At 58.7% G+C, this 13,512-nt stretch carries 10 protein-coding genes; 5 read left to right on the forward strand and 5 right to left on the reverse strand.

Annotated elements, in window-relative coordinates; genetic code table 11:
* Window positions 1–73 precede the first annotated feature (73 nt).
* Window positions 74–994, reverse strand: coding sequence for a glycosyltransferase family 2 protein (locus tag Q1A48_RS09970; protein ID WP_299944266.1), 921 nt, complete (start codon window positions 992–994; stop codon window positions 74–76).
* A gap of 183 nt (window positions 995–1,177) precedes the next feature.
* Here Q1A48_RS09970 and Q1A48_RS09975 point away from each other — a divergent pair, with 183 nt between their 5' ends.
* Entirely contained in the window at window positions 1,178–2,308 is a 1,131-nt protein-coding gene (locus tag Q1A48_RS09975; RefSeq protein ID WP_299944268.1) for a glycosyltransferase family 4 protein, read from the forward strand.
* The gene (locus tag Q1A48_RS09980) at window positions 2,301–2,966 is read left to right on the forward strand and encodes a YrbL family protein (RefSeq protein ID WP_299944270.1); all 666 of its coding nucleotides are present in this window, start codon (window positions 2,301–2,303) and stop codon (window positions 2,964–2,966) included. The genes Q1A48_RS09975 and Q1A48_RS09980 overlap by 8 nt, the downstream gene beginning before the upstream one ends.
* Here Q1A48_RS09980 and Q1A48_RS09985 read toward each other — a convergent pair.
* Window positions 2,963–3,853 (reverse strand): ELM1/GtrOC1 family putative glycosyltransferase, encoded by an 891-nt coding sequence (locus tag Q1A48_RS09985; RefSeq protein WP_299944271.1) that lies wholly within the window; start codon window positions 3,851–3,853, stop codon window positions 2,963–2,965. The genes Q1A48_RS09980 and Q1A48_RS09985 overlap by 4 nt on opposite strands.
* A 327-nt stretch (window positions 3,854–4,180) precedes the next feature.
* On the opposite strand from Q1A48_RS09985, the gene Q1A48_RS09990 reads away from it, so the two are divergent.
* Together Q1A48_RS09990 and Q1A48_RS09995 are read left to right on the forward strand one after the other, a co-directional pair.
* Window positions 4,181–5,485 carry an O-antigen ligase family protein gene (locus tag Q1A48_RS09990; RefSeq protein ID WP_299944273.1) on the forward strand — a complete coding sequence of 435 codons (1,305 nt, stop codon included), beginning with the start codon at window positions 4,181–4,183 and terminating at the stop codon, window positions 5,483–5,485.
* On the forward strand, window positions 5,485–6,828 hold the full coding sequence (locus tag Q1A48_RS09995) for a UDP-glucose/GDP-mannose dehydrogenase family protein (RefSeq protein WP_299944275.1): 1,344 nt from the start codon (window positions 5,485–5,487) through the stop codon (window positions 6,826–6,828). Before Q1A48_RS09990 ends, Q1A48_RS09995 begins: the two co-directional genes overlap by 1 nt.
* A 77-nt stretch (window positions 6,829–6,905) precedes the next feature.
* On the opposite strand, the gene Q1A48_RS10000 is transcribed toward Q1A48_RS09995, so the two are convergent.
* From Q1A48_RS10000 to Q1A48_RS10010, 3 genes are all read right to left on the reverse strand, one after another.
* Window positions 6,906–7,859, reverse strand: a complete 954-nt coding sequence (locus tag Q1A48_RS10000; RefSeq protein ID WP_299944277.1) for a branched-chain amino acid transaminase — start codon at window positions 7,857–7,859, stop codon at window positions 6,906–6,908.
* 63 nt (window positions 7,860–7,922) lie between these two features.
* On the reverse strand, window positions 7,923–10,766 hold the full coding sequence (gene glnE / locus Q1A48_RS10005; protein WP_299944279.1) for a bifunctional [glutamate--ammonia ligase]-adenylyl-L-tyrosine phosphorylase/[glutamate--ammonia-ligase] adenylyltransferase: 2,844 nt from the start codon (window positions 10,764–10,766) through the stop codon (window positions 7,923–7,925).
* A gap of 146 nt (window positions 10,767–10,912) precedes the next feature.
* A complete protein-coding gene (locus Q1A48_RS10010; RefSeq protein ID WP_299944281.1) occupies window positions 10,913–12,688 on the reverse strand; it encodes a GspE/PulE family protein in 1,776 nt (591 codons plus the stop codon).
* 144 nt (window positions 12,689–12,832) lie between these two features.
* Between Q1A48_RS10010 and Q1A48_RS10015 the strand changes: the two genes are divergently transcribed.
* Window positions 12,833–13,510, forward strand: coding sequence for a TIGR00153 family protein (locus Q1A48_RS10015; protein WP_299944284.1), 678 nt, complete (start codon window positions 12,833–12,835; stop codon window positions 13,508–13,510).
* Window positions 13,511–13,512 lie beyond the last annotated feature (2 nt).

Consider the following 13,512-nt stretch of genomic DNA (forward strand, 5'->3'; position numbering starts at 1 on the left):
CGCAGCCCGGTGCAGGCATCCAGGCCCCCATTTTACACGCAGAAATCACCAGGGATTCTTAGGTCATGCGTGCTCAGCAATCGACGATACGGTAAAAATCCGAACGCGCCCCAAACACACCGCACGCCATACCGACAGAGCGGCACAAGCGCAACCAGGGCCGCGAGCCCAGGCGCCGCCCCCCCAGGACCAGTCCCAGTATGCAGCTCACACCGGCCATCAGGAACTGAAAAACCGCCGACATCAAAATGCTGAAGTGACTGCGACCGGAGGCGCGCTTCTGCTTGGCCAGGGTGATCCCCGCTGAATATTTGCGTCGGGACAGCCAGCGCATATTGGCGCGGCACTCAGGCACAGCCTCATACACCCTGGCCTCCACACAGTGGACAATCTCTCCCCCTCTGGCACTGTATTCGGTAAAGAACAACACATCCTCCCCACCCCCGAATGGATCCCGTTCATCAAAGCGCAGGCCAAGGGCACGGATCGCCTGCATAGGGACAAGGACATTGTTGGTGGCACAATAGTTAAGCCGGTCGCCGGTTTCGCGCCGCTTGCGGGAAAAAAATCCGGAATAGAACTCGGGCACCGAGTCTGGCAACTGCCTCACCACGCTGCCGCTGACCACCGAGTGCCCGCCAATGGCCTGTGCATAGCCAAACAATCGAATTAACCAGTCCCGCGCCACCCATTCGTCATCATCAATAAAGACCAGGTAATCCGCACCTTTGCGCTGTGCCTCGCGGATGCAGCGGTTGCGCGCATAGGGAATGCCCCTGCGCTCTTCCAGAACACAGAGGATCGGCAGTGGAAACCCATCCGCAAGGGATTCAACCAGCTGCGCCCCTTCCCTGCCATCGGGATCATTGTCCACTACCGTCACAGTCACCGCGGCATCTGGTGGCAGCTGGAGTACGGCGAGACTCTGCAACGCACCGCGCAGCTGGTTCGGTCGTTTGCAGGTGCAAATACAGATATCCAACAGTGATGGCAATGTAAACTCCATAAGACAACGGAGAATTGACTGTGGGTTCGGCAATAGGCGGGCAGCCTATACCCGTCGGGATTGCCTGTCTATAATACCGTGCTTGCGAGATTGCCAAGCGCCCAGGCGGACTTGGCCAAGAGAGGCTCAAGTACTGGTAGCCCCCGCACCCTATTCCCGGTCAATCCATCCATGAAAATTATGCAATTGCTGCCCGCACTCAATTCCGGCGGCGTCGAGCGCGGTACGCTCGATCTGGCTCGCGCACTGGTTCGGGCAGGACACCAATCGACAGTCGTATCCAGTGGCGGCACCATGGTGACACAACTGGAGTCCGAAGGGTCGCAGCACTTTACACGCCCCATCCATAAAAAATCCTTTAGCAGCTTATTACAGGTTCGTCCGCTTAGACAACTCATCGCGAAAGAGCAGCCGGATATTCTCCATGTCCGCTCGCGGGTTCCCGCCTGGCTTACGTACTTAGCCTGGCGCAAACTCGATGCAAAAGGCCGTCCGCGCCTGATCAGTACCGCCCACGGCCTGTACTCTATCAATCGCTACAGTGCCATTATGGCCAGAACAGAGCGGGTCATCGCCATCTCCGAATGTGTGAGCGCCTATTTACTGAACAACTATGCAGAGTATCTGCAGCACCGCCCGGAAATTATCTACCGCGGGGTGGACACCGATGAGTTCAATCCCGGTGTACAGGCCCCCACAGGTTGGCGCAACAACATTGAAAAAACGTTTCCGAACTTACGCGGCAAGCGCTGGCTGTTATTACCTGGCCGACTGAGCAGATGGAAAGGTCAGGAAGACTTTATCCAACTGATCCTGCGCTTAAGCCGCACCCGCAACGATATCCATGGCATTATTCTCGGTGGCGCCGAGCCCAATAAACAGCATTACGCAAAAGAGCTCAAGCAGGCGGTCAATAAGCTGCACTTGGGCCAACATCTCACGTTCGTCGGACACCGCAGCGATATCCGCTACTGGTACAGCGAATCCACTTTGGTGTATAACCTGTCCAAACAGCCGGAACCCTTCGGCCGTACTGTGATTGAGTCCGCCGCTATAGGAACGCCCATTATTGGCTACAATATCGGTGGCCCCGCTGAGTCACTTAGGGCTTGTTTCCCTCAGGGGCTGGTAGATCCGAATGATACAGAAGTTCTTTTTGCGCGCACTCAGGAGTTACTCGACGGTCCCCGACAAAGGGCCCGTCTTGCGGCCGAATTCACACTTGATAGACAGGCCGAGCGCACACTCGCGCTCTACCGAACCCTGCTCAAAGCATCCCCCGGAGACCACTCCGGTGATTGACCTGAGCCACAGCAAGCCTTTTGCCAGCGGCGGCAACCGCCTGTGCTACCGCCACCCCCAGGATCCGCAGTTATGTGTAAAAGTAATGCGCCCCGGACGCGCGGCCGAGCTGCTGGGCCGCGCACCCTGGTACAAACGCTGGCGTGGTGAGGGCAGATTTGATGACAACCTGCGTGAACAGCAGGGTTATGCGCAAAGGGCGATACAACGAAATCCAGAGGGCCTCTGGCAACATCTGCCACGCTGGTACGGTATACAGGAGACCAGTCTCGGCCCGGCCGCAGTGACCGATATGATTCTGGATGCGAGCGGCGCTCCCGCGCCCACTCTGCGTCAATACCTGAATAAACAGGGTTTTGACCGCGAGATACGCGCAGCGCTACAGCGCTTCGCCCACTGGCTGTTGGAATACGGTGTATTGACCAAAAACCTGATTGCGCACAATCTGGTACTTTGCCGGCATAGGGGGCAACTGCAGGTCTATGTTATTGATGGCTTGGGCTGCGCCTCCTTATTGCCACTTGCAAAAATCTCCGGCTTCTTTGCCCGACGCTATATCCGTCGGCGTATCCAGCGTATGTGGCTGAGAGCGGAGTGGGAGATCTCCGATAAGAAAGTGCCCTGGAGAAAATTTGAGTCGCACGGCATAAAGCGCTAACGGATTGAAAGCCCGCAACGGCGAAGCAGCGCCCGCGCACAGACGAGATACTGATCCAGAGGCGCTCGCCCCGATTGTGCGATCACCTCCTCCCAACGTTCGCCCACCACCCCCTGATCCACCAGCCTCTGCACCGCTGCCCGAACCTTATTGGCCCGCGACCGACAGGGAACGCGGATGACCCCCACCTGCGCACGGCTCTGCAATGACTCGAACAGCATTGAAATGCTGTCTTCACTCACCCAGATCTGTTCCGCCGCAGCCATTTGCGTATGCACCCAATCCAGGGAACAGGACCGCCAGTTAACCACTTGCACCCCTCCCCCGGCAATGCTTTCCAGCAACCCTGCAGGCGTGCGCCGGCTGTTCGACAGGCGCCAGTCGAGCGGCTGTGACAACAACTGCTCTACCTGGCGGCGCACAGACCCGCCCTCCCAACAAAAGTGCCTGCTCGGGCCGCCGAGCAATATCAGACCGCGCCCCGGCTGCACGGCTTCAGCGGGCAAGGGGCCTGTCAGGGCTCCCTGGCTGAGAATAATATTCTCCAGGGGCGGCGGACGATCATGTTCCGGGACAATCGCAAAGTCAAACCAGTGGAAGGGGAGCTGGGGCCGGTTGATGGCAACCGCGCGACCGCCGTAGCGGTAGCGTGCCGCCAGCATCGGTAGTCGGGTTCGGCGGCCAGTGCCGATAAGGAAATCCGGCCTGGGCAGATTGGGGAGCCCTTTGGTGAGTCCCATTAAAATACCACCGGCTGTCACCGAAAGGGGAATATCCACGCAGTTCAGCTGCCCGTCATAACTGCTGCCGAGACCACGGACCAGCGCCGCACTCTGTTTTTCGTGCGCGCGATTACCGTCGAGAAAACGCCAAACTGTCAGCTGCAAGAGACTATCCCAGAATACAAACAGAGAAGAGGGCAGCCGGACACCAGCCGCGTCCTGAGGGACCGAAAAAGCGCAATGCTACCGCAAGCCTCCCGGCTATTGAACCCCGGTGCCATTCCAGATAGTCTCGCGCCCCTGTTGGCTCCCGCAAAGCGCCGCGCCCGATTCTAAATATCCGCGCGGGCCAGATATGATCAGATGTTAGACCTATTACCTGTACCGTAAACCGCCGTCTGTCGTAAACTTTCACGGAATCCATCCTAGCGGAGTGGCTTCAATAGCGAATGCCCTACTCCTGATCTGCTCAACGTATCGACCGCAATTACCATGATGCTTGACCTTGGAAGTACACCACCCCTCCCTTTGCCAACGCACTACCGGCAGCAGGGGTCCAAGTGGATTGCCGGCTTACTGCAACTGGCCCGCCTGGGACTGCTCCTGCTGCTATGTGGGTTTTATCTGGCACCGAAAGTCTCGGGAGTGCAAACCAGTTTCTATTTGACCCTACTGCCGGCCGCCCTGCTCCTGATGCTCTGGCGAAAGGACTACCGCTTTATGTGCTCATGGCAATTCAGCGCCTTCCTAAGCCTGCCGGTGATCCTTGCCCTATCGACGCTCTGGGCCAGCGGGGACAGTGCCGATGTGCAGCGGGAAGCCCTCTACTACTGGAAGCTGGTGCTCTATCTGGCCCTTTTTTACGCCGCCATTTATTGTCTACTGGAGCGCTATGGCGATGCGGTATTGCACCAGCTGTTGCTGGCTCTGATTGCAGTGGGACTACTCTCCGGCCTCGCGTCATTGGCGGCCTATGGATTTGCCGATGGCTTCCAGCGTTTTCATCGTATCGGTGGGATTTCCCTGCAGGGCAATATCGATAAGACCGCGATGCTGTTTGGATTCCACTGTCTGTTTTGTTGTTACGGCATTGCCCGGTCCTCGCGACTGTGGCGCATACTGTCGTGGAGCGGCCTGTTGGTTTCCTGCGTCTACATACTCCTGTCACAAACCAAAATCCCCATTGCAATGGCAGGGGTGGCCGTGCTGCTCGCGGCACTGATTACACCATCACGCCTGTTAAAGGCAGGGGTATTATTGATACTACTCGTCGTTATCCCTGTGACCTATCTGATTCTGTTTGGCGATCTCCCCCTGCTGCACCGGGGCAGGGCCTACACCGTTCGCCTGGAGCTTTGGGGCAAGGTCTACGATGAATTTCTGCGCTCCCCCATCATGGGGTCGGGCCTGGTTCACAAGCAATTTATCGAGGTGGGTCAGTTACTGCCACACCCCCACAACTACCTACTGGATGTGGCGCGTTTTTCCGGGCTGCTGGGCCTCCTTGCCTGCGCGTGGCAGGGCCTTGGCGCCCTATCGACGGTATTGGACAAGAAAAAGCTGTTGAGCTGGATTCCGGGTTTAGTTGCAGCCTGGTTTTTGTTCGGTGTCCTGGCCATGCTGGTTTATGCACAACAGCCCCTGGTTAAACCCAGCTATATCTGGTTCTTCTATTGGGCGCCACTTGCCATTCTATTGGCGCGCAGCTACCGGGAACGCAATCAACCCGGACCGGCACAAACGCCCAGCTTCCAGGCATTGCAACACCGCCATTATTCAACCATTGAGTCACCATAATGAATGTCACTGTTTTTGGCACCGGCTATGTGGGCCTGGTGCAGGCAGCCGTTCTGGCAGAAGCCAGTAACCGCGTTGTTTGTATTGATATCGATACCGATAAAATCGCTGGCCTAAAACGGGGGGAGATCCCCATCTTTGAACCCGGCCTTGGGCCAATGGTAAAAAACGGTATCGCCACAGGTAATCTCGCGTTCTCGACAGATGCCGCCTACGGCGTCGAACACGGGGAGCTGATCTTTATTGCCGTTGGAACCCCGCCGGACGAGGACGGCTCTGCCGACCTGCGCCATGTACTGACCGTAGCCAGGACCATCGCCGCGCACATGCGTTGCAAGAAATACATTATCAACAAATCTACGGTGCCCGTGGGGACAGCGGACAAGGTGCGTGCGGCGATCGGGGAACAACTGGCCGAGCGTGGCGAATCCGGCCTGCCATTTGATGTAATTTCCAACCCCGAGTTTCTCAAGGAGGGCTCTGCGGTTGCCGACTGCATGCGCCCGGACCGCATCGTGGTCGGCACCTCGGAAGCCGACTCCGAACAGAAACTCCGCCACCTGTATGCGCCTTTCAACCGCAACCATGAAAAAATTTTGGTGATGGATGTGAAAAGCGCTGAGCTGACCAAGTATGCCGCAAACTGCATGCTGGCAACAAAAATCAGCTTTATGAACGAGATCGCCAATATCGCCGATACAGTTGGTGCAGATATTGAGGCGGTGCGCAAAGGGATTGGTTCGGACCCCAGGGTGGGCTACCAGTTTATTTATGCCGGCATCGGCTACGGCGGCTCCTGTTTTCCAAAAGACGTTAAAGCCCTGATCTCCTCCGCCCGACAACAGGGGCTTAGCGCAGATATTCTCACTGCTGTGGAATCTCGCAACGAGCGACAAAAACACTACCTGGCCGACAAAATCCTGGCGCATTTCAATGGCAGGCTGAATGGCAAGGTCTTCGCGCTCTGGGGGCTCTCATTCAAACCCAATACCGATGATATGCGCGAAGCCCCCAGTCGCGTACTCATGGATCGACTGTGGGCACAGGGCGCTACAGTGCGCGCCTTCGACCCGGAAGCCATGGATGAGTGCCTGCGGATCTATGGAGCACGGGATAACCTCGAGCTGTGTGATTCAAAGAATGACGCCCTTCAGGGTGCGGATGCCCTGATCATCGCGACCGAATGGCAACAGTTTAAGGCCCTGAATACCGACGAACTCAAAGCGGCACTCAAGGCACCGGTGATTTTCGACGGGCGCAACCAGTATGAGCCCGATGAAATGCGTGAAGCTGGCTTCGAGTATTATTGCGTGGGTCGGCCGGATATCACCACGGCTCAATAAACCAGTCAGCGCGCACACTTTGCCCCTATAAAAAAGCCAGCATCCACCGGTTTTTTTACCTTTTCAGGCACATCTCCTCAGGCGATACGAAACTGTGTCTCAGCACTATCGGTGACATCACTCAACCAGCCCCGGTGTGCCGCACTGCGCCCATGCACCACCTCAAAGTAGAGGTTCTGCAGCCGTCCCGTGATTGGCCCGCGCCTACCGCGGCCGATCGAGCGCCCGTCGAGGGTGCTGATGGGCAATACTTCAGCGGCCGTACCGGTAAAGAATGCCTCGTCGGCAATATAGACCTCATCCCTGGTGATGCGCTTTTCCACCACGCGGTAGCCACATTCCCTGGCCAATTCAATCACCGTATCGCGGGTTATACCCTCCAGGCAGGAAGTGAGTTCCGGAGTGTAGAGGGTACCGTCTCTGACAATAAACACATTCTCTCCGCTGCCCTCGGCCACATAGCCCTCGGGATCGAGCAGCAGCGCCTCTTCGCAACCGTTACGCACCGCCTCCTGCAAAGCCAGCATCGAGTTGATGTAGTTGCCATTGGCCTTGGCCTTACACATGCTGATATTGACGTGATGGCGGGTATAGGAAGACGTATTGACCTTGATACCCCGCTCGAGTGCCTCCGGGCTCATATAGCTGGGCCACTCCCAGGAAGCGACTATCACATGGGTGCTCAATCCCTCCGCACGCAACCCCATCCCCTCGCATCCGTAGAACACCATCGGGCGCAAATAGGCCTGTTGCAGATTGTTCTCCCTCACCACCAGGCACTGGGCTGCATTCAGCACTTCGGCACTGTAAGGCATGGGCATATTCATGATTTTGGCGGAGCGGAATAACCGCCGGGTGTGTTCCTGCAGGCGAAAAATGCTGGCACCGGACTCTGTGCCGTAGGCGCGCACACCTTCAAATACCCCCATGCCGTAGTGGAGGGTATGGGTCAGCACATGCACGCGCGCATCGCGCCAGGGCACCAGCGCACCATCAAACCAGATAACGCCGTCGCGATCGGCAAAAGACATGGGGAACAACTCCTACAAATCCTGAAAAACAGTGTAATCGGGCAACAGCATGTCGCCAGGCAATTAACCGAGCAATTGCTGCCAGCTTGCTTGAACGGTCTTTCTTTCCGCCGTGAAGTGGTCATCGCGCACAAGTCCCGGCGATTGTTGTAGTGCCAGGCGATGACCTTCAGATCGGTAGGCTTTGTAGGCATCGATCAGATACCCGGCCTGTTTGGCCGGCATCAGGCCCGCGTCAACAAGACTGTCGAGAATGCGAACCGTATCCGTGTAACGCACGATCGAAGGCGCAGTCGACGCCCAGGCCAGAGCGGCATATTGAACCAAAAATTCAATATCGACAATACCGCCAACACCGTGCTTGAGGTCGAAATCTTTATCATTGCTCTGATCCAGGTGGGCACGCATTTTATTGCGCATTGCAAGCACATCATTGCGTAATTTCTGCGCATTTCTCGCCTCGCAAAGCAATCTCAAGCGCAGCTTTTGAAAGTCGTCACTCAGCCGGGTACTGCCTGCCACCGGGCGGGCGCGCACCAGCGCCTGGTGCTCCCAGGTCCAGGCACTCTCGCGCTGGTATTTTTCAAAAGCGGCCATGGTAGTGACCAACAATCCGGAGTTGCCCGAGGGGCGCAGGCGGGTATCCACTGCATAGAGCGGGCCACTCAAGGTGCGGGTTTGCAGGATATGGATCAATCGTTGCGCCAGCCGGGTATAGAAGCGCAAGTTGTCGATGCGGGTGCTCCCGTCGGTGTCGCCCTGGGGGTCTGCATCCTGCACAAAGACAATGTCCAGGTCCGAGCCGTGGGACAGCTCCAGACCACCCAGCTTGCCGTAGGCGATAATAGTAAAGCGCATATCCGTCTCCGACGCCCCGGCGGGCAGCCCATACTTTTCCACCATTTGCGTCCAGGCCAGATACAGGGAATGCTGCAGTATCGCCTCAGCCAGCCAGGTGAGGGCATCACTGACTTTCATCAGCGGCAGGGTGCCACTCACCTCCTGGGCGGCAATACGCAAACTCTGGCTCTGCTTGAAGTAACGCAGGGCCTCCATCTGCCATTCCAGATCAGCGGAATCGACACGCAGCAGCTCCCGGCGCAACTCGTCAGAGATATCCGCCGCCGCAGCCGGCGCCAGCAGCCGGCGAGCGTCCAGCAACTCATCCAACAGGATCGGGTGGCGCGTCAACTGCTCAGCGATTCTCGGGCTGGCACTGCACAGGCGCACCAACTGGCTGAGCACCGGTGGGTTTTCATTGACCAGGACAAGATAGGCGCTGCGGCGCAGCACCGAGCGCACCAGGGGGAGCACCCTGTTGAGTACCAGCAGGGGCTGTTCCTGTAAACCGGCAACCGCCAACAGCAATGGCATAAACCGATCCAGGCGCGCGCGCGCTGAGGCCGGCAGTGCGGCTACCATAGGAGCGGCGTTCAGGTCCCGCAGCAGGTTCAGCGCCTCCCGCGCCGGTGTAAAGCCGGCGTTATCCAGAGCCTGCAGGTTGATCTCTTCACTGTCAGCCTCGCTGACACTACCCCATAGCCCCTGCCACTCCTCGGCCACGCGGGGCTCGGCAATGTCCTCCGGCGGCGCGATAACGGTATCGAATTCGCGCTCGACCACGTTGCGCACCGCCGCCAGTTCTACGAACAACTGCGCCGGGCTATCGCGCCCAAGGGCGTAGGCCAGTCGCGCGCGCTCACTGTCGTCCTGCGGCAGCGCCTGCGTCTGCTGGTCTCTCTGCGCCTGCAGCGCGTGTTCCACCCGCCGCAACAGCAGGTAGCAGTCCGCAAGTTCCCTGGCCACGCCCGCCTTCACATGCCCGTCACTTTCCAGCAGGGGTAACAATTTCAGCAAGTTGCGCTCGCGCAGGGCCGGAACACGGCCGCCGCGAATTAACTGGAAAGCCTGGGCGATAAATTCCACTTCGCGGATACCCCCACGGCCCAACTTGATATTGTCGCTGAGCCCCCGGGCGCGCACCTGGCGCTGGATCAGCGCTTTCATCTCGCGCAGCGCTTCGATCGCACTGAAATCGATATAGCGGCGGTAGGTGAACGGGCGCAGCAGTGCCATCAGCTCCGTTGCAAAGCGTTCGTCACCGGCCACCGGGCGCGCCTTGACCATGGCATAGCGCTCCCATTCGCGCCCCTGAGTTTGATAATAATCCTCCAGCGCGCTGAAATGACTCACCAGGGGTCCGCTGTCCCCATAAGGGCGCAAACGCATATCCACACGAAACACAAAGCCATCGGCATTGACGGTATGCAGGGATTTGATCAGGCGCTGGCCCAGGCGCTGGAAGAACGTCTGGTTTTCCACACACCGGTGGCCGTCGGTGTGGCCCGGCTCGGGGTAGGCAAAGATCAGGTCGATATCCGAAGACAGATTCAGCTCCCGCGCGCCCAGCTTACCCATACCGAGCACCACCATGGACTGCGCCCGCCCGCGGCTGTCACGGGGCGTGCCATAGCGCTGTACCAATTGCCTGTGGTGCCACTGCAGCGCCGCAGCGATGCAGAGCTCTGCCAGCGCACTGAGACGCAGGCAGATCCGGGGGATATCCCATTGAGCGGCAAAATCCCGAAAGATCACCTCCGCTGTGACACGGTTGCGCAGCAGTCGCAGTGTGCGGTCAAGGGAAGCGTCGCTATCAAAATCGGGGAGGGTCAACCCGAGATCAGGGTTTTGCAACAATGCCGACAACAGCTGTGGCTGACGGCAGCATTGCCGGTAAAAGAATTCGGAACCTATCCAGCTCCGCGCCAAACCCAGTTGCAGAGCCTGATCCCCCAACAGGTCCTCGGCCTGGCTGGCGCGCTCTTTACCCGCCTGTGCGCACCAATCGCGCCAGTGCGCCTCCAACTGGGGTTTCAGGGCTTCGGGGCAGTTGGCGCAATCAAACATGGCGGCATTGATCCATAGTGCGGGTAAAGGAGTAGAAGGCGCTTTCTCTCCCTTACCAAGCGCCCCTGGATAAGGAAAACGGCGGCCGGATTGTCAGCCAGTACGCCATTTTCATTACCCCGGGGCAATTCAATGGCCATTGACCATTAAGAGATAATCTCCGGCGGCGGTGCCACACGCAGCACTTCCGCGACCGTGGTCAAACCAGCCGCCACCTTGATCGCGCCGGAAAGGCGCAGGCTGTTCATGCCCTCGCGCATGGCCCGGCGGCGCAACTGTTGCAGGTCGCAGTCGGAGGTGATCTGGGCCTGGAGCGATTCGCTAAACGGCAGTATCTCGTATATGCCCTGTCGTCCCAGGTAACCGGTGTTGCGGCACTCCAGGCAGCCCTCGGGGCGATAGACACGCTCGGGCCTCGGCGCCTTCCAGGGCCGCACCAGGGCGTGCCAGTCGGCCTCTTCAATCCTGTCCTCGCGCTTGCACGAGGGACAGAGCGTGCGCACCAGGCGCTGTGCCATAACCCCGAGCACGGTGGACTTGAGTAGGTAGTGGGGCAGACCCAGGTCCAGCAGGCGTGTGACAGCGGTGGGCGCATCGTTGGTGTGCAGGGTGGAGATCACCAGATGGCCGGTGAGGGCGGCCTGTACTGCCATCTGCGCGGTTTCCAGGTCGCGGATCTCACCCACCATAATAATGTCCGGGTCCTGGCGCATAAGCGTGCGAATACCGGCGGCAAAATCGAAGCCGATGGCATGGTGTACCTGGGTCTGGTTAAAACTCTCCTCCACCATTTCGATCGGGTCCTCCACCGTGGAGACATTGACCGCAGCGGTGGCGAGCTGCTTGAGGCCGGTGTACAGGGTGGTGGTTTTGCCCGAGCCGGTGGGGCCGGTCACCAGGACAATGCCGCTGGAATTCGACAGCATTGTCTGCCAGCGGGCGAGGTCCTCGCCGCCGAGGCCCAGATCACTGTAGGAACGTGCCAGCACCTCGGGATCGAAAATCCGCATCACCAGTTTTTCCCCAAACGCGGTGGGCAGGGTGGAGAGACGCAACTCCACCTCACTGCCATCGGGGCGCTTGGTTTTGATGCGGCCGTCCTGGGGCTTGCGCTTCTCCGCCACATTCATGCGGCCGAGAATCTTCAGGCGGCTGGTGACCGCTGCATTCACCTGGTCCGGCAGCTCGTGAATCGGGTGCAGTACCCCATCGATGCGGAAACGGATGCGTCCAACCTGCCGCCGGGGCTCGATATGGATATCACTGGCACGCTGGTCGAAGGCGTGCTGCAACAGCCAATCGACAATATTGACGATATGCTGATCGTTGGCTTCCGGGTCCTTGAGGTTACCCAGTTCGAGCAACTGCTCGAAATTCTGCGCCGCCGAGGTACCTTGCAGGCCGCTGGCACCGGAAATGGAATTGGCCAGAGAGTAAAACTCGATACAGCAGCGCTTGATATCCGCCGGGTCTGCCACCACGCGCTGCACCCTGCGGCCACTGGTGTGCGCCAGCTGCTCCTCCCAGCCGTGACTGAAGGGCTGTGCCGTTGCGACCAACAGCTCATCAGCGCCTGCCTCCACGCACAGGATCTGGTGGCGCTTGGCAAACTGGAAGCTCATCACCTCGGTCACCGCACTCACGTTCACCTTGAGCGGATCGATATGGTAGAGGGGGTGGGTGGAACTCTCGGCCAGCCAGGCACTGAGTGTATCGCGATTCAACAGGGTACCCGGGGCCTTCCGGTTGGCCAGGTCACAGCTGGCGATATAGCTGAGGGGATGCATCTGGGCCTGCTCCGCCGTGCGCGGGGTGCCCGCAATACGGTTGGCATCCTGCCGGCTCACATAGCCCTGGGTCACAAGGTCTTCCAGCAGCCCGCGTAAATCCAGCAATCTGTCCGCCGCTTTGCTCTCTGTCATTGTCAACCTCCTGTATTTTCCTATGACGACGCATTGTAGCCCCATCGCCACGCCGCAACAGTGCGCCATTAACGCACTGTTACCGAAAATGGCCCTATTGGGGTACCATGCCGCGGTTTCGCACCTTGCGCAATGGAGCTAACCATGGTCCTGTCGAATATAGCCAACCTGTTTGGCCGCTCTCCGATCAAGCCGATCGAGCAGCATATGGCTGCGGCCCACGAGGCTTCGGCCGACCTGATTCCCTTCTTCGAGGCCCTGATTCGTGGCGATCTGGCCGAGGCGGAACAGATCCAATTGCGCATCTCCGCCACAGAGAACCGCGCCGATGACATTAAGAGAGACCTGCGTCTGCACCTGCCGGACAGCCTGTTTATGCCGGTATCCCGATCCGACCTGCTGGAACTGCTGCACGCCCAGGACGAGGTGGCGAATACCGCCCAGGATATCGCCGGCCTCGCCGTGGGCAGAAAGATGCAGATCCCGGCAAGTCTGCAGCCTTTGATGACGACCTTCGTCGAGAGTGCCGTGGCCGCTTCCGCCCAGGCACTGCGCGCCATCAACGAACTGGACGAGCTGCTGGAGAGCGGCTTTGCCGGGCGCGAGATCACCATTGCCCGGCGCATGATCGAAGAGCTGGACGAACTGGAACGCCAATCCGACAAACTCGAAGTTGAAATTCGCGCAGCGCTGTTTGCCATAGAAAAAGACTTGCCGCCGGTGGATGTGATGTTTCTCTATCGGATCATTGAATGGACCGGCGACCTGGCCGATCGCGCCCACAGCGTTGGCAACCGTTTGCAGTTGTTGTTGGCACGTTAGGG

It is taken from the genome of uncultured Microbulbifer sp. (assembly GCF_947489355.1).
Taxonomy (GTDB): Bacteria; Pseudomonadota; Gammaproteobacteria; order Pseudomonadales; family Cellvibrionaceae; genus Microbulbifer.

What these genes read in the sequence shown, in the direction of transcription:
- Q1A48_RS09975 (WP_299944268.1), top strand. Translation starts at nt 1,178, where the DNA reads ATGAAAATTATGCAATTGCTGCCCGCACTCAATTCCGGCGGCGTCGAG.
- Q1A48_RS09990 (WP_299944273.1), top strand. Translation starts at nt 4,181, where the DNA reads ATGATGCTTGACCTTGGAAGTACACCACCCCTCCCTTTGCCAACGCAC.
- Q1A48_RS09995 (WP_299944275.1), top strand. Translation starts at nt 5,485, where the DNA reads ATGAATGTCACTGTTTTTGGCACCGGCTATGTGGGCCTGGTGCAGGCA.
- Q1A48_RS10000 (WP_299944277.1), bottom strand. Translation starts at nt 7,859, where the DNA reads ATGTCTTTTGCCGATCGCGACGGCGTTATCTGGTTTGATGGTGCGCTG.
- glnE (WP_299944279.1), bottom strand. Translation starts at nt 10,766, where the DNA reads ATGTTTGATTGCGCCAACTGCCCCGAAGCCCTGAAACCCCAGTTGGAG.
- Q1A48_RS10010 (WP_299944281.1), bottom strand. Translation starts at nt 12,688, where the DNA reads ATGACAGAGAGCAAAGCGGCGGACAGATTGCTGGATTTACGCGGGCTG.
- Q1A48_RS10015 (WP_299944284.1), top strand. Translation starts at nt 12,833, where the DNA reads ATGGTCCTGTCGAATATAGCCAACCTGTTTGGCCGCTCTCCGATCAAG.